We start from the raw sequence: 21,792 nt of genomic DNA on the forward strand, positions 1-21,792 counted from the left end.
ATGATGGTTTGTTTTAAGTCGACATAATATCGCTTACGCGGAGGAGTTCGCGGTCGATTTCCGTATGTCCTTTTATGGCTTGTTCTAGTGGCGTGAGTGCTACTGTATCGTTTAGGATTCCTACCATGAAGTTGGATTTTCCTTCGAGTAGCGATTCTACGGCTTTCACACCTAACCGACTAGCCAAAACACGGTCGTAGCACGAAGGAGCGCCGCCGCGTTGCATGTGTCCGAGTACCGAAACGCGCACGTCGTATTCGGGTAAATTCTCTTCTACATAATCTTTAAGTTCGAAAACATTTTTTCCGATTTTATCGCCTTCGGCAATCACGACAATACTCGATGATTTCCCGGAAGCCTTACTTTTCTTTAGCGAATCGAGCAAACGTTCGAGTCCGAGATCTTCTTCAGGAATCAAAATTTCTTCTGCTCCGGCGCCAATTCCGGCGTTAAGTGCAATATGTCCGGCATCACGACCCATAACTTCTACGAAGAAAAGTCGGTTGTGCGAAGATGCGGTATCGCGAATTTTATCGATGGCTTCAACTACGGTATTTAGTGCGGTATCGTAGCCCAGTGTGTGGCTGGTTCCGTAAATATCGTTGTCGATTGTTCCTGGAATTCCCATTACTGGGAAACCGAATTCGGCGTTAAAAACTTCGGCACCGGTGAAACTGCCGTCGCCACCGATAACAACAAGTGCATCGACACCTGCTTTTACGAGATTTTCGTGTGCTTTTTTACGACCTTCTGAGGTCATGAATTCTTTTGAGCGCGCCGATTTAAGAATCGTTCCTCCTTTATTAACGATGTTGTTTACGGAACGTGGCCCCATTTCTTTGAAGTCGCCCTCAATCATTCCCTGGTACCCGCGGTAAATTCCGATACATTCAATATTGTGGTAAGCACAGGTTCTGACTACTGAACGAATAGCGGCATTCATGCCTGGACTGTCGCCACCGGAAGTTAAAACACCAATCTTACGTATTTGATTTGACATTTTTAGGTCTTTAAAAATGCTAAATTAGCAAAGTTCGACCGCTACAAACACGCTAAATTCAGTAATTTAGCAAAGCTTTTGCAATTCAAACGTTTTCGTTAATAAGTTTTTTTAGATTGCCGCTTTTAATCTTCTTTTGATGGGATGGCTTCGCCTTTTGGGCGTTCTTTTTTGCTGTCGGAATTCGAATTATCGTCGGTTCCGTCGTTAAAATTGAGGTAATCGGGTGTTTCAATATCCGAATCGTGGAGGTAATCTGTAGTTCGTTCGCGATCTAACAGTTTCTTTTTGAATATTTTATTGATGAATTCTTTAAATGTGTCGAAATTCACTTCGTAAGTCACACCAATTCCTTGGGTGTATCCAATACCCTCTCCTAGATAATTAATATCGTTTTCGCGGTTAAAGAAGCGCAAATTCATGGTTCCGTCTTCGTTCACGCGGTATTGAACTTCTACATTTCCGACCAAAGCCGATTCGTTGATGCCGCCAATAGGCACACCAACTTTTCCGTTCACGGTGATCCGATCGTTGATTTGCGTCGAGATATTAAATCCGATACTGCCATCGGTTTGCTGCCCCGGCGTTCGTTCGGCTGAAACGATATCCAGACCTACCTTTACTTTATCATCTGAATTTTGGAATAAGTTGTCGAAAATACCCGTTGCCGTTTCGAATAGGTTTTGGGTGAGCGCACTTTGCGTTACGCCGTCTGGAGATAAGAATCCACCGGTTGAAAGCAAGGTAAGTGCCTGCGTTTGTCGGGTATCACGGTCGCTTAGTCGGGTTTCGATTTCCGAACGCAAAACCGAAGATACGGTAGGGAAGGTAATCGAAAAATCGGGTTCCGGACTACTTAAATTACCCGTAATAATGATACCTACGTTTACAGGAACACGTCGATTTACCGACGGATTGTCCAACAAAACTGCTGGATTGGCTTGTGCCGTGTAAACCGCTTCCAAATTTAAACGGGCACGCATCGGATCGCCTTCCCAAGATATCGAACTAAATTTCTTCAGTTCAAATCGCTTGTCGATAATACCGCGGTATTTAAAATTGTACGAACCTTCAGTTACTTGGTAGTCGCCCGTCATTCGGAACTTACCAATAGTATTGATTTCCAGTAGTAAAATTCCGTTTCCTTTAGCACGCATGCCGTGGCCGGTATCTCGATCTAGAATCACTTCAATTTCGGCGTCGGGTGTAATGTTTAAGTCGAAGTTTAATTCTAAGCCTTTGTAACGGCTCACTTCGCCGGTGATTCCCTTTTGTAAGTTGTACTTTTCTTTTTCGGTTAGGAAGTGCATAAAGTTGTTACTTCCTGTTCCTTCGGCGTTGTTGATCGGAATTTTAATTTGCGTTCCGGGTTCCGATTTCGCATTCACATCGATTTGCAAGGCGTCGGTTGCCCCAACAATACTTGCCGAACCATTTATGAATGCGGTTCCGTAGTATGCCGCATCGTCGCTGTCTTTGGTGTCAAGAACGAGCAATTTATTGGCGTTTATTCGCAAATCCATTCGCCAATCTGTGAAATATTTGTGGCGGATTTCTCCGTTTAATCGACCTTCCGTTTTATACTTCGTATCTATTAAGGTGTTGTTTTGGAAAAGAAAACGACCGTCGGCAAGATCGATAAAGCTGTTTTCTCGGAAGTTGTAGTCGGTGTTTAGGTACGGAATCTTAAATCCGGCGTTTTCCAAAAACAAACGGCCGTTCACTTCGGGTTTATTAACCACACCACGCACGTTTGCAGTGCCCGAAAGCTTGCCGCGAATGTTGGAGATCACGTCGCCTCCCAACGGACTAAAAGCTGCGAGGTTGAAAGAATTCAAACGCAAGTCAACATCCATCAAAGTTTGGTCGTTTTCAAAAGCGAGATAGCCTTCGGCATTAAAAGCTTCAACATTTTCGTTTTCTAAAGACGCATCGATGTTAAACTTTTTGAAGGTATTATCGCCTTCAATATCCACGTTTAACTGGCCGAGTTTTTCCTTGTTTACTTCTAAATCGGCGATGCTAATAGAAGCCGTTGGTTCAAAAATTTGTTTGTTTTGTTTGATATTCACTGCGCCATTCAAACGTCCGTTAATGTTCAAGCTGTCTACAGTTGGAATAATCTTACCCAAGTTCACTTCTTCAAACGACAAATTCAAATCCTTATAGGTCGAATCTTTTACAATTCCGACTAAATCCATACGCTGATTTTCATGCGTCATCGACAGTTTTCGGATATCGAACGAACTCAATTTCTTGTCGAAAATAACTTTGTTTTCTTCGTTGTCGCTTTCGTTTAAAAACCACAAATAGTCTTTAAAATGCAACTCCGATTTTTTGATTCCCACCACGTTATTGTTGTCTTTATCGATGGTATGGAAGAAGTTTAAGTTGTAATAATCCTGCGCTTGTTTGCCTCCTTTAAATTCGGTTCGCACACGCATCGTATCTTTTGATGTGACGTTAATTAAGTTAAAATCGGATATTTTATAATACTTAGTTTTTATCGAATCGAGTTCAATAAATGCGTTGTAAAGCGGGTTTTTATTGTCGACAATGACCCGAATTTGCTCGAGTTCATTGTTGTTAATAACCACATTTGGCGAAGTGAAATTGAATTTGAAATCGTTGTTATCGCTGTTGATGCTTCCGCGGAGAAAGGTATTGGTGGCGAGTTTTATTTCGGGATAGAAAATCTCGACGATTTTATTGTAAATACTCAGATTGAATTTCAAATACTGTCCGGGCTTCACTTTAAACGGTTTGTAATTGGTGTACAAACTTCCTACAGCGTTTTGAACCATCGGAACCACGTCTTGAAAACGGAATCTCCCGCTCACTTTTCCCGCAATGATCTCCGGAGAATTCATTTCGATGGTTTTCACGCCATCCGCATCAACCGAGGAGCTGAGTGTAAATGCATCAAACAAGTACGTGTCGTTTTGGTTTTGATACGATGTTTGATTTACCACGATTTCTCCGATAGCGTTATCGAGTGTTGTTCCGGTGAAACTACCTTTAATATCGCCTTTAAAAACAGCAATCGAATCGGTTGTAAATCGCAGTTTTCGCAAATTAGCGAAGTCGATTAAAGCATGGAAATCGTATTTAGGCGTGCGTTTGCTCAAATCGATTGCACCGTCAAAATCCATATACAAATTCGGATCATTAGCGATAATACTACCGCGGTATAACGGACTTTTCAGCTCGCCGTCGACAACGATATTCCGATAATTATAACGGTTGTATCCGAAGTTGCTTATTTTTCCTTTGATGCTGGTATTAACGTTTTTTGAGTTAAAGCCCGAACCGTCGACTTCCGCGGTCATCGATAATAATCCAATGTCGGATTGCCCGATAAATTTCCCGAGTTTAAATTGTTCGAACAGTAAGGTTCCTTTGTAAGTTGCGTTTTGGAAATCGTCTATGCCATTAATTTTGAGCTTTCCAGCGAGTTTTCCGGCAGTGGCATTCATTCCAAAATTCGTATCCAAATTTTTTCGACTCAACCCGATTTTTCCTTTCAGTTGAATCAATCCTAATCGCGCTACTTCTTTGGGCAGGCTTTTTCCAATCACATTCGGAATCAAAGCGCACAAGCTGGCGTAATCCGAAGTAAAGTTTTTGAGATCAGCCGTCATAAAAAACTTCTGATTTTCATCACCAAAACTATTAAGCAACGCTAAATTACCGCTGAGTAGCGTTTTTCGAGAATCTCGTAAATAGGTATTTTTTAGCGTGAAATTGTTGAGCGTTCCTTTAAAATCGGTTCGCAATTCAAACTGATTGTCTGCAGCTAAATCCGAATAAAAGCACTTGATGTCTTTCCCCGATACCGAACCGCGAAGTTTTGGAAGGCTCAAGACAACCTTATTTTCAAAGTCGGCAAATTCGCCGGGTTTAAAATCAAGCGAGGCATTTCCAGCCAGTTCAGAATGGCTTGTTAAGAGTTTGAAATCGCTTAATTTAATTTGAGTTTTTCCGTATTTGAGATAGCCACGAAGATCTTCAACAGTAATGCCTCGGCTGTCTTTAAATGAAAGCTGATTGATTTTTGTTTGCACATCCGGGCCGTAAATCTGAAAGTTACTAATCGATGCTTCTAGTTTAGTGAAATCGACATCCGTTACATTGCGGTTTGCATCGACAACTCGAAAGCGGCCACGCTGTATGTACGCATTTTTAGCTTGAAGCAGAAATTTAGATTTCGAAGGTTTGCCGGTTTCAAAGCGATCCACGAATACGTCTAAATTCGATTTTTTCTCGCCTTTGTAGGTTTTGATGAAGAATTTTAGTGCGTTGATTCGGATATCGCCAAAAATGAGATTTCCGTCGTAGAGTTCGCGTGCGCTGAGGATATCGGTTTGTATTCGGTTGGCGAAAATCAAGGTATCTTTATGATGATCTCGAATGAGCACCGTTTTTAACTTGACACTTCCAAAGACGGTTATAGCGACTTGTTCAACCGAAATATCGGTACTAAAATCTTTGTTGAGGCGTTCGGTTACCAACGCACCAATTTTTGTTTGAACTACAGGTAAAGACAGCACAATTCCGAGTGTTAGCAACAGTAAAAACAGAGCTACTAATACCCGTGCTACAATTCGCTTGGCTCGTTTAAATTGAGATATTTTCTTTTTTTCTTCCAAAAATCTGTCTGCTTATCGCGGCAAAAAGCAATAGAATTTACTGTAAATTTGCGCGCATTCAAATCCGAAAAGAACTGATTTTTTTCGGATAGTCAAATATAAGTCAAAATCCATGCCCTAAATGGCAGAATCAACTGTTTTTACCTTAGCTATTGAAAGTTCGTGTGACGACACTTCGGCTGCTGTATTACAAAACGACAAGGTTTTATCAAATGTTGTAGCCGGACAAAAAATTCACGAGCAATACGGAGGTGTTGTTCCCGAACTGGCGTCGCGTGCACATCAGCAAAATATAGTTCCCGTGGTTGAACTAGCTTTGCGAAATGCGGGAATCACTAAAAATCAGCTAAATGCGGTTGCTTTTACGCAAGGTCCAGGTTTGTTGGGCTCGTTGTTGGTTGGTAGTTCTTTTGCAAAATCGCTTTCGGCTGCGCTGCAAATTCCTTTGTTTGCGGTACATCACATGCACGGTCATATTTTGGCACATTTTATCGACGAGGCGGGTTTCGACAAGCCAACTTTCCCGTTTTTGGCAGTAACAATTAGTGGCGGACATACGCAGATAGTTCGCGTTGACAGTCATTTTTCTATGACTGTGATCGGAGAAACGACCGACGATGCAGTAGGGGAGGCCTTCGATAAAACTGCGAAAATTTTGGGATTGCCTTATCCGGGTGGTCCGTTGATCGATAAATACGCTGCGGAAGGAAATCCAAAGGCGTTTGCGTTCACTAAGTCAAAAATTAGCGGATTAGATTTTTCTTTTTCAGGATTAAAGACACAAATTTTATACTTCATCAGAAAAAAACAAGTAGAAAATCCGAACTTTATTGAAGAGCACTTAGCCGACATCTGCGCAAGCGTACAACAAACCATTATCGATATTTTGATGGATAAAATTACTTTAGCTGTCGCAGAAACGGGAATTACGCAAGTGGCTATCGGCGGAGGCGTGTCGGCAAATTCCGGCATTCGAAAAGCCTTGAAAGCCACAGAATCTGAAAGAGGATGGAAGACCTATATTCCTAAATTCGAATACACAACCGATAATGCTGCCATGATTGGAATTGTAGGATATTACCAGTATTTATCGGATATGCAAGTAAACCAAAACGTTGTGGCGAAAGCCCGAATTCAAATGTAATGCAGTTATTTTACGACGCCGCACTTAACGAAAGCACTGAAAACTACCGTCTGAGTCGGGAGGAAAGTAAGCATTTGATTAAAGTCTTGCGAAAAAAAACCGGAGATTTTGTTCAAGTAACTAACGGAAGCGGATTGTTAGCAACCGCCGTAATTGCCGTTGCTGATGAAAACAAAGCCAATTTACAAATCACTGCTAAAGAACAACTTCCACAGCGAAAAAGTAGTTTTGAATTGTATCTAGCTCCAACCAAAATGACCGATCGCTTGGAGTGGATGTTGGAAAAAGCCACTGAATTAGGTTTTGAAAAATATCAACCCATTTTGTGTGCCCGATCTGAACGTAAAGAGTTGAAAACGGGACGTTTAGAAAAAACTGTGATTTCGGCTATGAAGCAAAGCGGACAAGCTCATTTGCCAAAAGTTGAAGAAATTCAAAAAATTCAGCAGGCAATTGCAAACTGTTCCGCAGAACAAAAGTATATTTGTTATTGCGGCGAAGCTTCCAAAGTTGATTTGTTTACGAGTCTTGAACACGGAAAAAGTGCTGCGGTATTCATTGGTCCGGAGGGCGATTTTACCCCAGAAGAAGTTGCCTTTGCACTCGATCACGGTTTTCAAGTAGCCAGTTTAGGAACAAACAGATTACGAACCGAAACCGCGGGATTGGTTGCCGTTACAACCTTTAATTTGAAGCAATTATCATGAGAAAATTGGTTTTCTTAAGTATCTTATGGACTGTAACCTATTTGGCACACGGACAAGAAATTGCGCTCTTAAAATACGGCGGTGGCGGCGATTGGTATGCAAATCCAACCTCACTTCCCAATTTGATTAAATTTTGTAATCTAAACATAGGAACAAAAATTGCTTCGAAACCACAAACCGTCGAGCTTTCAAGTCCGGATTTGTTTTCCTATCCGTTTATCCATGCAACGGGTCATGGAAATGTAGTTTTTTCCGATGCCGAAATCGAGAATTTAAGAAAATACCTAGAAGGGGGTGGTTTCGTTCATTTTGATGATAACTACGGCATGAGTCAATATTTGCCACAACAAATTAAAAAAGCTTTTCCGCAAACACCTTTGGTCGAACTTCCGGCTTCGCATCCTATTTTTCAGAAACCTTTCGCTTTTCCTGCTGGCTTGCCAAAAATTCACGAACACGACGGAAAAGCACCAAAAGCGTTCGGCTTATTTATCAATAATCGACTTGCATTTTTATTCACTACCGAAACCGATTTGGGCGACGGTTGGGAAAATCAAGAAGTGCATAACGATCCTAAGGAAGTTCGCGAAAAAGCGCTAAAAATGGGGGCTAATATTATTCACTACGTTTTCAACTATTAATATGACAGCCAAAGAACTCAGCAACGGATTACTAAGAACGATTTTTATACTTGCGGGAATCGTAGCTGCATTTTATTTCTTGTCGGCTATTAGTTCGGTTTTAATGTATCTCATTACTGCGCTGGTCCTTACGCTAATTGGCCGACCTTTGTTGCGGTTTTTTAAGAATAAGTTCAAATTCTCGAATAACGTTGCGGTTGTAACTGTTTTGTTTATTTATGTGAGTTTTATTGTTGGTTTCATTGCGCTTTTGGTGCCTCTAATTATCGAACAAGGAAATCATTTAGCTGTATTAAACATTGCCGACATCGAGAAAAATGTAGTTTCCTTAAAGAACGATTTGGTAACCTTTTTGGAAGAACATCACATAAATGCCGCCGATGAGGTAGCAAAATTTAATCCAGCTAACGTTATCGATTTCAATTTTATTCCAAATATTCTTAACAACTTATTGGGCGCTTTAGGAAATATTGGTATGGCTATCGGTAGTACGCTTTTTATCACCTTCTTCTTTTTAAAAGATAAACAGCAAATTGCGTTTAATATTCAGCGATTGATTCCAAAAGATCAGCGCGAGCGCACGGCAAATTCAATCGAATCCATCAACGAAATGCTCAGTAGTTATTTCGTTGCTTTATTGCTGCAATTGGGAATTGTGTTCGTTTTGTACTTTATTGTGTTGATAATTTTTGGAGTTCCGAACGCATTGGTAATTGCTTTTATTTGTGCAATACTGAATATTATTCCGTACATCGGACCATTAATTGCATCAGTTTTAGCAGCCTTGTTAACGATGATGAGTCATTTGGGACAAGATTTTCAAAGCGAAATTCTTCCAACAACAATTTATATTCTTATCGGATTTTGGATTGTTCAGCTGATTGATAACAACGTATCGCAGCCGCTAATTTTTTCAAAAAGCACGAATTCACATCCGTTGGAGATATTTCTAGTTATTTTGATTGCTGGATTTTTAGGAGGCGTTTTACTCATGATTGCAGCGGTTCCGCTCTATACCATGTTAAAAATTATCGCTAAGGAATTTTTTCCAAACAATAAATTTGTTCAAATTCTCACACAAAATATGTGATGACTGAGCAGTTGACCCAAGAAATACGGACGTATATTTTCGAGAATCGTTTTTCCGATTTAGGCAAATTGAGTTTGTCGAAATTTCCCTTTGATGAAGAAAATAAGCATTTTGTATTTCAGCAAATTGCATCGCGACAAAAAGCAGCAAAGAAGTTGCCCACCTACGTAAACAATCCGCTTGTGGTGTTCCCATCGGCGGTTTCTGTCGAACAAACTTCTTCGGAAGCAACAGCAAGTTTTAAAGCCGGGTTGGTTTCGGGCGAGTCGCTACTAGATATTACAGGTGGTTTAGGAATCGATAGTTTGTATTTTTCAAAGCATGTCAAGCACGTAACGCATTGCGAACTTAGCGAAGCATTATCGATTTTTGCAGCACATAATTTCAAGGTTTTAGGAGCAAACAATATTAGTTGTGAACACGCTAATGGATTGGCACATTTGTTCAATAACGACAAGCAATACGATTGGATTTACATTGATCCGGCCCGTCGGGATACAGCAAACCAAAAGGTCTTTAATTTATCGGATTGCGAACCGGATGTGACGCTTTTCCAAGATGATATCTTTAGCCGTGCCAGAAATGTTTTAGTGAAAACTTCGCCCATGCTGGATATTGCTGCTGGTTTACGCGATTTTAAAAACGTTGCAGAAATTTATATCGTAGCAGTTAAGAACGAAGTCAAAGAATTGTTGTGGATTTTAAAATCAGTTGCGCCAGACTCACCGCAGATTTTTGCTGTTAATTTATCAGCAGACGGAATCTGCTCAGAAAAAGTTGAAACCAATACCGATTTTGTACGCTTAGCCGAAAGTTTAAACGGCTATCTATATGAACCCAATGCAGCGCTAATGAAGTCGGGAGCGGTAAATTACTTGAGTAAGAAATACGAAGTTGCGAAACTGGCGGAGTTTTCTCATTTGTTTGTTTCTGAGGAATTACGCGACTTCCCGGGGCGAAGATTCAAAATACAAGAGGTTTTTCCGTACCAAAAAAAGTATTACTCGCATTGGCAAACTAAGAAGATGAATATTAGTACACGAAACTTCTTTGAAACTCCAGAAGCGCTTCGAAAAAAGTTTAAAATTAAAGATGGGGGCGACATTTACACCTTCTTTACCACTTCCTTGGTTCATGGGAAAGTGGTTATTTTATGTGAAAAAGTATGAAAGTATTAGTAACGATTATTGGTTTTTTTTATTTCTCTGTTGTTTTCGGTCAAACCGATTGTAAGTGGGATATTAACGTAACCGACAGTCTTGGGACCTATCGCGAAGCGAAATCGTACCTTGTGCACGAACGTATTTTCGACGGTAAGCAAACTTTTCTTTCCTTTAAACTGTTACAATCAAACGGCACGCCCATTTTGCGTTATGAGCTGATTGAAAAAACAAAAGATTTCAGCAAGGCTGTTTGTTTCGATGCGTCGAGTAGAATATACCTGCAATTACAAAACGGAAAAATTGTAACGTTGCACTACGCCAGTTCCGATATGTGTAGTAATTTGGTTCAAACAGGTACGGCAGAATCGGCACGTATCTTAGCAGCCGATTTTCTATTCACCAAGGGAAGTATCGAATTGTTACGTGAATCGCCTGTGATTTTAATGCGTGTGAAATACACTACAGAAACCACCGACATCATATTGAAAAAGCAATTAAAATCGGAACTTACAGGAAATGAAACTTCACCCGAGAGCTTTTTTAGTTTACATCTACCTTGTTTAGATCTTCCTTAGTCGCGCATAGGTTTGCATTTGAGATACTAAACTTCCGAGATTTACCGTAATTGTAGTGCCACCATTCACTGGGAAGCGGCTTAAAGCCTGCGGATCTCATAATGCTGAACAATTTCTTACGATTCGATTTCTGGATTTCAGTGAGGTTTTCATAAGTATGTGCAGCTTCAGGTCCAAAATAATCGAAAGCAGTTCCCATATCGAGTTCCACTCCGTTTTCATCGATAAGCGTTAAATCAACAGCAGCACCGCGATTGTGAATCGAACCTTTTTTGGGATCAGCCACGTATTCTGGGTTAGGCACCAAAGCAAACATGCGTTCTTGAACTGCTAAAGGCCGGTAACAATCGAACAATTTTAAACGAAGCTTGTATTTCTTCCAGGCTTTGGTAGCCGCTTTTTTTAAGGCTATTGCTGCTTCTTCGCGTAAAAAACAAGTGCTACAATCGTAAACGGCGGCTTTCAGAAAATTGTCGGAATTAGCGTATTTTAAATCGAACAAGAGCTTGTTTTCAGAAGAAGTTACTGCAACAAAAGACGAATCAGACTGGCTGTAAGCACTTGCCGTTAAGAAAAGGACGCAGATTGCAAATCGGATTTTTAAAAAAAACATTAATTTTAGATTTACTAATAACGAAAGTTAACTAATTAAATTAATTAAACATGAGAAACCAAATTTTTATGAGTTTGCTGGCTGTACTATTTACAGTAGGCGTGCAAGCTCAAGACAAAACTGTGAAGCAAAAAGCAACAGAGGCTAAAGCTAAAGCAGAAGGGAAGACAGCCGCAGCTAAAGCAAAGGAAGCAAAATCAGAAGCAAAGGGAGCAGCTGTCAAAGCGAAAACTAAAGCCGAAGCAGCGAAGAAATCCAGCGAAGCCGACTCAAAGAAAGCAGCAGATAAAGCGAAGTCAGCAGCAACAGAAAAGGAAAAAGCAACAAAGGAAAAGATAAAAGCTGAAGGGAAGAAGTTAAAGGCTGAGGGTGCTAAAGAGAAGAAAGCAGCGGCTGATAAAGTTTCGGGAACTTATAACGGTAAGAAGGTATATACCGGACCGCGCGGAGGCAAATACTACATCAACAGCAACGGAAACAAGACGTACATTTCGCCGGAAGGAAAATAGTTGAAGTGTTGAGAGTCAAATTCTTGAGAGCGTTGATGTAGAAAAACAGCAAGTTTTCAGGAAAAAAGATGTCGATAAGTTTGCAAATTATGCGTGAAAGCTTACATTTGCAACCGCTTAAAAACAGAAATGTTTACGAGCAATGGAGAGTTGCCTGAGAGGCCGAAAGGACATGTTTGCTAAACATGCGTACTGGAAACGGTACCAAGGGTTCGAATCCCTTACTCTCCGCTCTCGGGGTGTAGCGTAGCCCGGTTATCGCGCCTGCTTTGGGAGCAGGAGGCCGCAGGTTCGAATCCTGCCACCCCGACAATAGAACCTAGGTTCGGACGCATAGCTCAGCTGGATAGAGCACCTGCCTTCTAAGCAGGCGGTCGAAGGTTCGAATCCTTCTGCGTTCACTACGATTTTAAAGCCACTGTATTGTGGCTTTTTTTGTTTCCGATACTTTAGATTTTTACTTTTTGAAGTATTAAGTATTAAGACAAGAGTATCAAGTATTAAGATTTGATGAATTCACCATTTTACGTATCATTTTGCCCAACTAAATCCACGTATCGTCTGTGCCTGAGCCTTTCGAAGGCTGGTGCGATTTTTTGTTGGCTTGACACGTTCTGTGTTTTCCTCAACGGTACCATATTGCGCAAAATTCTGTGAGGTTCAGTGTTTTCTGTGCGCTTAAAAAGCTAGTACGTGATCGAGTCGAAGGCGGCGTTGTGGACATTGTGAAAAACTTTGAGAAACATTGTGCTCCCTCGGCGCCTGAACCTGTCAAAGGCAACCGCAAAGAACGCGAAGATTTACGCAAAGTTCGCAAAGCGGTTTTTTTGTATTATTAAGATTGGAGTATTGATTATTAAGTATTAAGATTTGATGAATTCACCATTTTACGTATCTTTTTTGAGAAGCTAGTCCCGATAGCCATCGGGATAGACACGAGAAGCTAGACTTATTGACTTTCAGTATTTTACGTTTCATGTTCCCGCTTTAACCCACGTATCGTCGTCGCCTGAGCCTGTCGAAAGCTGGTGCCTGAGCCTGTCGAAGGCTGCGTTTTGTACATTGAAAAAAACTCTGTGAAACATTGTGCTACACTGGAACATGAGCCTCTAGAATGCCAACTTCCCCAATATTTAAATTCCCAAAATATTCAACTATCGCTATCTTTGCAACCTACAATGCCAACCAAATGACCACTCAACAAGAACGTTTGCAACTTCTAGCCGATATGATTGCCTTTTCGGTAGTCGATGGAAAACTTCACGAAAAAGAATATCGCTTGCTATCGTACATAGCCGATATGCTTCATGTGTCGCAAGAGGACTTCAAACAACTTTTTCACGCCGAACCAAAACCCAATGTACTTCGCTCCGAGTTCGACCGCATTCAACAATTCTATCGATTGGCACTACTTATGCATGCCGACGGTGTTTTGCATGAGAAAGAAGAAATTGCCATCTGCCAAAGCGCAATCGACATGGGGTTAAATCCGTCTGCTTGCAAGCGTTTACTTGCGTTAATGAAAAACGCACCAAAGCGAACGCTCGATCCAGCACTTGTTCTCGAAACATTTCGTGAACAACACAATTAAATGGCTTCCTAAAACGATTTTTAGCAATTTTTTAGTTTCAGATTAATGCTCTTTCACTAATGCAAGCTCGCTTACTCTTTATGAGTGATTTTCAGAACCACGCGAGTGCCTGCCGCAATACCGTCTTTGTACAAATCCTCGTACGAGACCGAGTAAGTGGTTTTATCGGTATTTAATAATTCCAATTGCTTGTCGATTGCCGAGGTAGCAAACGACTCATGCTGTACGCTCCTTTCCGTTAGTTCTCTCGAAGCTTTTCTTCCAATGCCGTTGTCGTAAATAGTGCACAACAAGGAATTGTTGGTTTCAGCAAACGAAATTTCTAGTTTTTTTAAACCTTTTTTATGCAACAAGCCGTGTTTCAACGCATTTTCAACAAAAGGTTGTAAAATCATCGGAGGTAAGCTGTCAAAATCCGGATCTAATTCGCTTCCCACATGAATGTGATATTCAAAATCGTCGTTAAAACGCATTTTCTCTAATTCTAAATATCGTTTTAATAATTCGATCTCAGCGCTTAACATAATGCTTCGTTTACCCGAAAAACTCAATATTTCGCGCGTAAGCGTAGTAAAATTCTCCAGCTGTTTGTTCGCTACGACTTTATCGCCATACATAAACAAATGCTGAATGCTGTTCAAGGCGTTGAAAATGAAATGCGGATTCATCTGACTCTTCAAAGCGGTTAACTCGCTTTCTGTAGCTCGTTTTTCTGCCACTAACGTTCGTGTTGCTTCTTCGTAACTGGCACGCAACAATTCATTCTTTTTTCGGTTTTGATATCTTCTGAACAACGCAAAAGCCAATACTGCCAGCAACAAAAAAACAAGAACTAAAATCCAGATCGTGCGCTCTTGCGTCTGATTTTTTAAATCCGTAATTCGTTTTTCTTGCAGCAATCCCTTGATTTTGGATTCTTTCTTTTCCGATTCAAACGCTTCCGATAATCTTGTAATAACTTGTTCTTTTTCAATAGTATACACGCTGTCTTTTTTGCTTTGGTAGAGCAAGAGCGTTTTGTATGCTTTTGCGTAGTCGCCAGTTTCAAATGCTAGTTCGTGTAATTTTTGATAAGCAGTTAGTAAATTGTTCTGATCGTTTATCGGTTTTGAAATAGCAATCGATTCGTTTAGTAATTTGGTTGCTCGGGCGTAATCTTTTTTCTTTTGATAGCACACAGCAAGTTCGGCTAATGGTTGTCCGAGTAAATTCGACGCTTCGTTCTCTTTTGCAATTCGTATCGCTGCTTGCAAAAATGGAATCGCTTTTTCAAACTGATTTTGCTTATAATAGCACGAACCAATATTACTTTTAGCGAGAATAATTCCGAAAGGTATTTTCGCCGACTCGCAAATACGCAAAACTTCTTCGTGACAATCAATGGCTTTTTGGTATTGTAACACATCGCTGTAAGCAATTCCTAAATTGGTTAGTATTGCCGCTCGTTTCGGATTGTCTTTGGAACCATTCTCAAGTAAAATCTTATCTGCTTCTTTGAGCAAGACCAACGCTTTTTCAAATTTCTTGTCGCGCGTATACACCGAAGCCAGATTACTGTTTCCAATAACAATGTTCTCGGTCATTTTTAAACGCGTAGCTAATCGAAGCGCTTGGGTGTAATAGGTAACGGCTTTGTCGTAAATTGCTTGTTGGTAATAGTAGTTTCCAACGCAGTTTAAGGCGCGAATTTCTCCCAACGGATATTTGATCTTTCTAGAAATTTGCAACGCTTTCTGCGCATACGTTAAGTTTTTAGGCTGATTTGCAAAGGTGTTTGCCACACAAAAATCAACCAACAATTCCACGCGAGCACTGTCGGTTAACGTAAGCGATTGCAGCTTTTGTTCGATTTCGTTCGGACTTTGCGCGTTTGAGCTTACAGTTAGCAATACAAAGAGCAGGAAAAATCCGATCCTCATAAGTATAAGGATTTGATTAACAACTCGAAATCGGCTTTTTTCTCTCGCGCAACGGGTATCCATTTATCATTTTCGAATACAATCGAATTCCCGTCTTTACGACTGTACTTTTTTATGTTTTGAAGATTGATTAAATACGAGCGATGACAGCGAAAGAAATGTTCGTTCTGTGTCAGCAAATCGTCAAATTCCTTGATTTTTTTCGTCACAAGATAGCTTTTAGCCAAAGTAACTACGTGCGTGTACGAGCCATCGGCTTCAAAATACAAGACGTTTTTTAAATCTACGAAAGTGAGTCCGTCCGACAGTGGCAACGCAATTTTACTCAAGCGTTGATCGGCAATACTTTCGCGAAGTAGTTGAATCTGACTACTCAGATTTCCAGGCGATTGCTGCAAAACTTTACGACAAGCAGCTTGTAATTTTTCAATGCTGATTGGTTTTAAAATATAATCTACCGCCGAAACTTCGAAGGCACGCAAGGCAAATTCTGCGTAAGCCGTACAAAAAACGGTCTTAAACGGCGGATTTTCAAAATATTCAAACAAGGCAAAACCGTTTTCATTCGGCATTTCGATATCCAAGAAAACAAGGTTAGGGTGTAGGGAATTAATTTTTTTTACCGCTTCTTTTACAGTTTCGGCTTCTCCGATGACTTCAAATTCGGGCGCATGTTCGGCGAGCAAACTTCGTAAAAGCTGCCGGGCATTAGCTTCGTCATCAACAAGCAAAACTGTCATAATTCGCGCGTATGCCGTAAAGTTAAAATTTTTGTTAACGTAAAAAAGCTTCCGTTCGTGAAGTATTTCGTACCGTTCGTGAAATCATCCTAAATACGAGCATATTGCAGTTCTAGTTTTGTGCGAAATTTTATTTGATTTATGATGAAAACACTACTATCACTTTTAGGTTGCTTGCTAGTAAGCTTCGGTTTACAAGCACAACAGCCTGTAGCAAAATTTGAATTTAATAACAGTTTAAGTTCTACAGATAACAGTATCACGTTCAATTGCACAACTCCAGCGTACGGCCCAGCGCGCACGGGTACTTCAGGTGCTTCGTATTTTTTTAACGGCAATTTTAGTACCACGGCAAGCGCTTCAATTCCGGTACTTCCAACTGGTACTGCAGCTCGATCGATTTCTTTCTGGATTAATTTCAATGCACAGTTTGGTCCTGGATTAATAAATATTATGGGTATAGGTAACGGAAGTATCAACGACGCAGGATATTCGTTAGGCATTTTGGGAGGCGGTAATCCTGCATTTTACGCCGATAACGGACAATTTGTCTACGCTAATGCACCAATTACAAACTACGAAGGTAATGTGTGGAATCATTTTACGGTTACCAACGGTCCGGCGGGATTCATTGTTTACCAAAATGGAGTTCAAATTTCAGCAATACCACAAGCGGTTGTTAACTTACTTGGAACGAACTTCTTCCTGGGAATTAGTAACGACAATTCTACTGGAAACTCTTTTTACTTAGATGATTTGGCGATTTACAACACCCAACTTACCGCACAACAAGTTTTGCAAATTGCTTCCGACGCTGCTGCACCAACAATTTCGGTAAACGTGGATCCTGTGGCCGATACTTATGCAATGGCACTTTGTACAGTAGATGCTAACGCAAGCGCAACAAGTATTTTAGTGGAATATGGCACCACAACAAACTTTGGAAGTAGCATTCAAGTAGAAGATCAGGTTACTGGAACTGCCCCGCAATTTATCTCTGTTCCGCTAACCAACTTACTTCCAAACACTAATTATTTTATACGTGCAACGGCACAAAATGCAGTAGGCGCTGCGATTTCAAATACGTTTTCTTTTGTTACAAGTAACTTTATTGAAGATGCGCCAATAATTCAAAACGCTCAAATCACGGCCACTTCCGCAACTTCATTCACCGTTGGCTTTGAAGTAAATCCGAGAGGAACTCAAACGACAGTTGAGATCCGATTTACTAGTTGCCCTGTCGACCCCGCTCAAATCATTGGAATTGCACCGACAACACTCACAATCCCCGCCGGCCAAGGGTTTCAAACGGGTAGCATCGAGGTTACTGGTTTAGGTCCTAATACACAATATGCTTACTCGGTACGTGCGGTAAATAGTATTTCAAGTACTTCTACTGCTTACCAATGCACCACCACCGATTCTATGCTATCGATAACAAACAATACAATCACAGCGGTTACTGCAAATTCAGCAACACTCGCCTTAGGTACTCTTTGTAATTCGTTTACCGTATCGTACAATATCTTAGTTTATGTCGATGCCGGTACTTATAGCCAAGATACAGCTACACTTGTTTTTTCTTTTCCAGGCGTGATTTACGATACTTTAAACAACGTTTCTATTCCAAATCTTTTTCCAGCTACACTTTATACGTATCGTATTGTTTTAGAGTCGAGTATCGGAGAAACGCTTACCGTTGACGGTACTTTTACAACTGCGAACGATCCGAATGCCTTGGCGCCCATTCACGAGTTTAAATTCGATAACTCACATCTCGATACGCTGGGCGATTACGGTTTTCAAACTGGATCTGTAAACGCAAGTAGTTTTGCAACCGACCGTTTTGGAAACGCTTTGTCGGCACTTAAATTAGTTCCAGGAAGTTCGGTTGATGCTACACCGCCAGCATCGCGCCCGTTACCACAAACAGATTCTGCTCGTACTATTTCATTTTGGGCTAATTATTTAACAATCTTAAGTGAAAATAACATTTTTGGATACGGTACAGCTGTTACCAATCAAGGCTTTGGATTACAAGAAAATAGTAATCTGGTAAATGTTTATCTCTGGGGTTCTTCGCTTAACAACACAGCTAATCCAGGGAACATCGTATCAAATACATGGTACCATTATGTACTTACTTACGGCGCCGGACAAATAAAACTATACCGAAATAACGTTTTAATTTTAACTGCCAATCGCAGTATTAATACTCAAGGAAGCACCATGCGTTTAGGACGTTTGTTGAATGAAGGTGCATTTACAGCGGGTACTGTCAACGCGCTAATCGACGATTTGAAAATCTATGATGTTGCATTAACTGCTGCTCAGGTAAGCGAATTGTTTACAAACAACAACTTGAGTACAGGCGAGTTGGTTAAGGCAAAAAATGTGGTAAATGTGTATCCGAATCCAACAAAAGGCTTGGTTGAAATTGCCACCGAACTCGATTTAGAACGTGTGGAAGTTTACCAAATGAATGGCCAATTGGTTTTCGAATCGAAGCAAGCTAAATTCGATGTAAGTTCTTTACCTTCAAATGTGTATGTGTTGAAAATTGTTGATAAATCTGGTGAGATCAGCACCCATAAACTGATCAAAAATTAAAACAGTAGTAGTAGTTTTTTGGGAGAGGCAGTCTGTAAAGGCTGCCTTTCTTTTTTGGTTTAAATGTTTCGAATTAAAATTTGGGCGTTCCGGCGGGTCGTTCCTCCGGCGCCGTCGCGTGCTTGCTGCAATTCAAGCGGCAAAAGTCGTTTCGGCTACGGCTTTAAAAGGGCTTCTGGCGTCGCCTTGTAAAGCCAAGCCGCAATCTCCTTTTGTCGCTTTCATTTTCGCGCCGCCCGCTAACGCAAAAACGTGCACGAACAATCATTCCAGAGAACGAATCGCGAAATCGATTTCCTCCATTCAGGTCGTAATTCAACCAACTCTGCGAGAGTTTAAAACTCTCGCAGAGTTGGTTGAAAATTTCTTTTCCTTTTCACGCCGCTCGGTAACGCAACAGCGTGCACGAACAATCATTCCAGAGAACGAATCGCGGTAACGATACCAGCGCAACCGATTGAGCCGATACCCCGCAGCCGCATGTAGCGCAGCGAAATAGGCGAGGAGTAAAGGCGAAAGCGGGACGGGGCGGCACAAATTTCCACTACTTGCCTGCCGCCGCGATGCGCCCAAATAAAAATTACAAAAGTTTAAAATCAATTATGAAAATGCGTACGACCTAAATTTGCCGCAAAAAAAAAGAATACTACGGCTAGTATTCTTCTCGTATTTACAGAAATCGGCGTAGATTTTAATACCCGAACCGGCCGAATTTAACTATTTGAAAATTTACAAAACGTAGGCGCCAAGAATCTGATACACTTCGTTTATGTTGTTGCCGCCTTTCCCAAATTGCTTGCTAATGGGCTGTGCTTCGCCGCGTACCCAAATTTTCAATTCGGCATCTAAATCCAACAAACCGGCACTTTCTTTACTGAATTTATTGATGTTTTTGTACGGAATGCTCAAGTATTCGGCCTTGCTGCCCACCAATTGTTTCTCCACTAAGATCAGACGCTTGTTCGTGAAAATAAACTGATCTTTTATGATTTTATAGCCTTTTTCGATATGCTCGCCGGCTACGAGTATCGGCTGAAATTCTTTTTCTAAATCGGCAATATTAGCTTCCGAAGCGTTTCCTAAAATGGCATTAAAAATTCCCATGTGTGTATTCGTTTAAGTGTTCAAAAGTAACGTATTTACTCGGGGCATGTTGTGTTTGTTTTTGCGAAATTCTACTATAATTTACAGGCTTTCGCCGAAAGTAAGTAAGTTGTTGTCGGGATCGAGCATCGAAAATTCGGTTTGTCCCCAAGGTTTTGCTTCCAATTTTCCGTTCGGATGAATCGGCACGTTTCGCGATAACAGCTCGTTGTAAAAGCTTTTGATATCGCGTACACGCAGGTAAATTTGTCCGTAATTTTCCTCGGGAACCAAATTTTCAAACAAGAAAAAATGAAGTTCGCAGTCGTCTTTTTCCAAAATCAGATACTCGGGATAGGGCACTGCGCTCACGTCGGTGAATTTCAAGAATTTCTCGTAAAAGTCGCGTGTTTGCGCTCGATTTCGCATCGGAAGTTTCGGGTGAATACTTTCAATCATGGCTAAAACCACTTATTGTTGGTACTTGGTTTTGTATTTCTCGTACAATTTGGTTTGGTGCGTTTGCAGATCGATGGAACGGCCGTCGATGAATGCTTGTGTGATGTTGTTTCCACGCATGTCGAGTGCATCGCCGGTTGAAACCAACAACGTTGCCGATTTTCCTACTTCTAACGAACCGTATTGGTTGTCGATTCCCAGGATTTTCGCAGCATGTAACGTAATTAATTGCAAGGCTTCTTCTTTGCTTAAGCCAAATCCTGCTGCAGTACCTGCCATAAACGGCAAATTGCGCGTGTTCATGCGCTCCATTTCCGAGCTGTTTTCCAAAGCCACGATAATTCCGGCTTTGCGCAAAATGGCAGGCATTGCATACGGTTTTTCAACCGGATCTGTGTCGTGCGAGATTAAACTGTGTACGCGTTCTATCAGTACCGACACCTGATATTTTTTGAGTAAATCGGTGATTTGATCGGCATCGGAAGCACCAACTAAAACAATTTTTTTGATGTTGAGTCGGTTTGCCATTAAAACCGCATCGGTCATTTGCTGTGCTTCATTGGCGTGAATGTAAAGCGTTCCACCATTTTTAAACCAGTTGGCTATAGCAAAATACGGCTCGTTTTCTTGTTCGTTAGTTTCGTTGTGGTAGGCAATTCCGGTTTTCAGATAGTTTTCTAATTCGGCTACTTGCTTGTCGTAATCCTTAGCAACCGATAGTTTTCCGCTGCCGTCCGACCAATCTCTGCCAAAGGTTCGCGGGAAATTAATGTGAAGCCCTTCGTCTTCGTTAATGACGGCTTCACGCCAGTGCCAGCTATCGAGATTTACAATCGACGATTTTCCGCTGATGCGGCCGTCTCTTGGTGTGATTTGCGCCAATAAAATGCCGTTTTGTTTTGCCGTTTCAATTACTTTCGATTCGGTATTGAATGCGATAATACTTCGAACATTCGGATTGTATTTGCCAATTTCAGCCATGTCGTCGCTGGCTTTAACGGCATCGATTTCGAGCAAACCTAAGGTTGAATTGGTCGCGATAAAGCCTGGGTAAATATGACTTCCTTTGGCATCAATCACTTTTTTGAAGCTGTTTTTTGGTGCCGAGTTTGCTGCACCCACGTAGGTTATTTTTCCCTTATCAAAGCCGATAGCGCCACTTTCAATCACTTGTAGCGTACCGGTATGAATGATGGCATTGGTAATTAAAATCGATTCCGATTGTTTGGGTGCGGGTTGCGCTTGTGCTGTAAAGAAAGCAAGCGTAAATAACGAGATATATAGTGTTAACTTTTTCAT

17 protein-coding genes and 3 tRNA genes are annotated in these 21,792 nt (G+C 41.1%); 12 read left to right on the forward strand and 8 right to left on the reverse strand.

Translation table 11 applies throughout. From position 1 onward, the window contains the following. Positions 1-13: 13 nt before the first annotated feature. Complete coding sequence (pfkA, locus tag Q0064_RS07590) at positions 14-1,000, reverse strand: 6-phosphofructokinase (RefSeq protein ID WP_298146649.1); 987 nt, start codon at positions 998-1,000, stop codon at positions 14-16. Between the two features lie 125 nt (positions 1,001-1,125). Further along, on the reverse strand, positions 1,126-5,649 hold the full coding sequence (locus Q0064_RS07595) for a translocation/assembly module TamB domain-containing protein (protein ID WP_298146652.1): 4,524 nt from the start codon (positions 5,647-5,649) through the stop codon (positions 1,126-1,128). A gap of 121 nt (positions 5,650-5,770) precedes the next feature. Here Q0064_RS07595 and tsaD point away from each other — a divergent pair, with 121 nt between their 5' ends. The 6 genes from tsaD to Q0064_RS07625 are packed head-to-tail and all read left to right on the forward strand — an operon-like array spanning position 5,771 to position 10,969. Then, positions 5,771-6,793, forward strand: coding sequence for a tRNA (adenosine(37)-N6)-threonylcarbamoyltransferase complex transferase subunit TsaD (gene tsaD, locus Q0064_RS07600; RefSeq protein WP_298146655.1), 1,023 nt, complete (start codon positions 5,771-5,773; stop codon positions 6,791-6,793). Beyond that, positions 6,793-7,500, forward strand: a complete 708-nt coding sequence (locus Q0064_RS07605; protein ID WP_298146658.1) for a 16S rRNA (uracil(1498)-N(3))-methyltransferase — start codon at positions 6,793-6,795, stop codon at positions 7,498-7,500. The genes tsaD and Q0064_RS07605 overlap by 1 nt, the downstream gene beginning before the upstream one ends. Next, on the forward strand, positions 7,497-8,141 hold the full coding sequence (locus Q0064_RS07610; RefSeq protein WP_298146660.1) for a DUF4159 domain-containing protein: 645 nt from the start codon (positions 7,497-7,499) through the stop codon (positions 8,139-8,141). Before Q0064_RS07605 ends, Q0064_RS07610 begins: the two co-directional genes overlap by 4 nt. 1 nt (position 8,142) lies before the next feature. Continuing rightward, positions 8,143-9,231: an AI-2E family transporter gene (locus Q0064_RS07615; protein WP_298146664.1), complete on the forward strand. Its 1,089-nt coding sequence runs from the start codon at positions 8,143-8,145 to the stop codon at positions 9,229-9,231. Then, entirely contained in the window at positions 9,231-10,400 is a 1,170-nt protein-coding gene (locus Q0064_RS07620) for a class I SAM-dependent methyltransferase (protein WP_298146667.1), read from the forward strand. Before Q0064_RS07615 ends, Q0064_RS07620 begins: the two co-directional genes overlap by 1 nt. Then, positions 10,397-10,969, forward strand: coding sequence for a hypothetical protein (locus tag Q0064_RS07625; protein ID WP_298146669.1), 573 nt, complete (start codon positions 10,397-10,399; stop codon positions 10,967-10,969). The genes Q0064_RS07620 and Q0064_RS07625 overlap by 4 nt, the downstream gene beginning before the upstream one ends. Here the strand turns inward: Q0064_RS07625 and Q0064_RS07630 are convergent. Then, on the reverse strand, positions 10,935-11,582 hold the full coding sequence (locus tag Q0064_RS07630) for a M15 family metallopeptidase (RefSeq protein WP_298146671.1): 648 nt from the start codon (positions 11,580-11,582) through the stop codon (positions 10,935-10,937). The genes Q0064_RS07625 and Q0064_RS07630 overlap by 35 nt on opposite strands. A gap of 50 nt (positions 11,583-11,632) precedes the next feature. Between Q0064_RS07630 and Q0064_RS07635 the strand changes: the two genes are divergently transcribed. From Q0064_RS07635 to Q0064_RS07655, 5 genes are all read left to right on the forward strand, one after another. Next, positions 11,633-12,091: a hypothetical protein gene (locus Q0064_RS07635; RefSeq protein WP_298146674.1), complete on the forward strand. Its 459-nt coding sequence runs from the start codon at positions 11,633-11,635 to the stop codon at positions 12,089-12,091. Between the two features lie 144 nt (positions 12,092-12,235). Beyond that, positions 12,236-12,322: transfer RNA gene (locus tag Q0064_RS07640), tRNA-Ser, on the forward strand. Between the two features lie 4 nt (positions 12,323-12,326). Next, positions 12,327-12,401: transfer RNA gene (locus Q0064_RS07645), tRNA-Pro, on the forward strand. Between the two features lie 17 nt (positions 12,402-12,418). Next, positions 12,419-12,492: transfer RNA gene (locus tag Q0064_RS07650), tRNA-Arg, on the forward strand. Positions 12,493-13,205: 713 nt separating this feature from the next. Continuing rightward, positions 13,206-13,682: a TerB family tellurite resistance protein gene (locus Q0064_RS07655; protein WP_298146676.1), complete on the forward strand. Its 477-nt coding sequence runs from the start codon at positions 13,206-13,208 to the stop codon at positions 13,680-13,682. A 71-nt stretch (positions 13,683-13,753) separates the two neighbouring features. Here the strand turns inward: Q0064_RS07655 and Q0064_RS07660 are convergent, their stop codons facing one another. Together Q0064_RS07660 and Q0064_RS07665 are read right to left on the reverse strand one after the other, a co-directional pair. Next, complete coding sequence (locus Q0064_RS07660; RefSeq protein WP_298146679.1) at positions 13,754-15,601, reverse strand: tetratricopeptide repeat protein; 1,848 nt, start codon at positions 15,599-15,601, stop codon at positions 13,754-13,756. Continuing rightward, positions 15,598-16,341 (reverse strand): LytTR family DNA-binding domain-containing protein, encoded by a 744-nt coding sequence (locus Q0064_RS07665; RefSeq protein ID WP_298146682.1) that lies wholly within the window; start codon positions 16,339-16,341, stop codon positions 15,598-15,600. The genes Q0064_RS07660 and Q0064_RS07665 overlap by 4 nt, the downstream gene beginning before the upstream one ends. A gap of 144 nt (positions 16,342-16,485) precedes the next feature. On the opposite strand from Q0064_RS07665, the gene Q0064_RS07670 reads away from it, so the two are divergent. After that, positions 16,486-18,951: a LamG-like jellyroll fold domain-containing protein gene (locus Q0064_RS07670; protein WP_298146685.1), complete on the forward strand. Its 2,466-nt coding sequence runs from the start codon at positions 16,486-16,488 to the stop codon at positions 18,949-18,951. Between the two features lie 729 nt (positions 18,952-19,680). Here the strand turns inward: Q0064_RS07670 and Q0064_RS07675 are convergent. From Q0064_RS07675 to Q0064_RS07685, 3 genes are all read right to left on the reverse strand, one after another. Next, on the reverse strand, positions 19,681-20,055 hold the full coding sequence (locus Q0064_RS07675; protein WP_094485152.1) for a PH domain-containing protein: 375 nt from the start codon (positions 20,053-20,055) through the stop codon (positions 19,681-19,683). A gap of 81 nt (positions 20,056-20,136) precedes the next feature. Further along, positions 20,137-20,493 (reverse strand): VOC family protein, encoded by a 357-nt coding sequence (locus Q0064_RS07680; protein ID WP_298146688.1) that lies wholly within the window; start codon positions 20,491-20,493, stop codon positions 20,137-20,139. 12 nt (positions 20,494-20,505) lie between these two features. After that, positions 20,506-21,792 (reverse strand): amidohydrolase family protein, encoded by a 1,287-nt coding sequence (locus Q0064_RS07685; RefSeq protein ID WP_298146691.1) that lies wholly within the window; start codon positions 21,790-21,792, stop codon positions 20,506-20,508.

The organism is Flavobacterium sp. (assembly GCF_027490375.1).
Classification (GTDB): domain Bacteria; phylum Bacteroidota; class Bacteroidia; order Flavobacteriales; family Flavobacteriaceae; genus Flavobacterium.

Bases quoted from the DNA above. Each gene is read 5' to 3' on its own strand.
- pfkA (WP_298146649.1), bottom strand. From the start codon at position 1,000: ATGTCAAATCAAATACGTAAGATTGGTGTTTTAACTTCCGGTGGCGAC.
- tsaD (WP_298146655.1), top strand. From the start codon at position 5,771: ATGGCAGAATCAACTGTTTTTACCTTAGCTATTGAAAGTTCGTGTGAC.
- Q0064_RS07605 (WP_298146658.1), top strand. From the start codon at position 6,793: ATGCAGTTATTTTACGACGCCGCACTTAACGAAAGCACTGAAAACTAC.
- Q0064_RS07610 (WP_298146660.1), top strand. From the start codon at position 7,497: ATGAGAAAATTGGTTTTCTTAAGTATCTTATGGACTGTAACCTATTTG.
- Q0064_RS07615 (WP_298146664.1), top strand. From the start codon at position 8,143: ATGACAGCCAAAGAACTCAGCAACGGATTACTAAGAACGATTTTTATA.
- Q0064_RS07620 (WP_298146667.1), top strand. From the start codon at position 9,231: ATGACTGAGCAGTTGACCCAAGAAATACGGACGTATATTTTCGAGAAT.
- Q0064_RS07625 (WP_298146669.1), top strand. From the start codon at position 10,397: ATGAAAGTATTAGTAACGATTATTGGTTTTTTTTATTTCTCTGTTGTT.
- Q0064_RS07630 (WP_298146671.1), bottom strand. From the start codon at position 11,582: ATGTTTTTTTTAAAAATCCGATTTGCAATCTGCGTCCTTTTCTTAACG.
- Q0064_RS07635 (WP_298146674.1), top strand. From the start codon at position 11,633: ATGAGAAACCAAATTTTTATGAGTTTGCTGGCTGTACTATTTACAGTA.
- Q0064_RS07655 (WP_298146676.1), top strand. From the start codon at position 13,206: ATGCCAACTTCCCCAATATTTAAATTCCCAAAATATTCAACTATCGCT.
- Q0064_RS07660 (WP_298146679.1), bottom strand. From the start codon at position 15,601: ATGAGGATCGGATTTTTCCTGCTCTTTGTATTGCTAACTGTAAGCTCA.
- Q0064_RS07665 (WP_298146682.1), bottom strand. From the start codon at position 16,341: ATGACAGTTTTGCTTGTTGATGACGAAGCTAATGCCCGGCAGCTTTTA.
- Q0064_RS07670 (WP_298146685.1), top strand. From the start codon at position 16,486: ATGAAAACACTACTATCACTTTTAGGTTGCTTGCTAGTAAGCTTCGGT.
- Q0064_RS07675 (WP_094485152.1), bottom strand. From the start codon at position 20,055: ATGGGAATTTTTAATGCCATTTTAGGAAACGCTTCGGAAGCTAATATT.
- Q0064_RS07680 (WP_298146688.1), bottom strand. From the start codon at position 20,493: ATGATTGAAAGTATTCACCCGAAACTTCCGATGCGAAATCGAGCGCAA.
- Q0064_RS07685 (WP_298146691.1), bottom strand. From the start codon at position 21,792: ATGAAAAAGTTAACACTATATATCTCGTTATTTACGCTTGCTTTCTTT.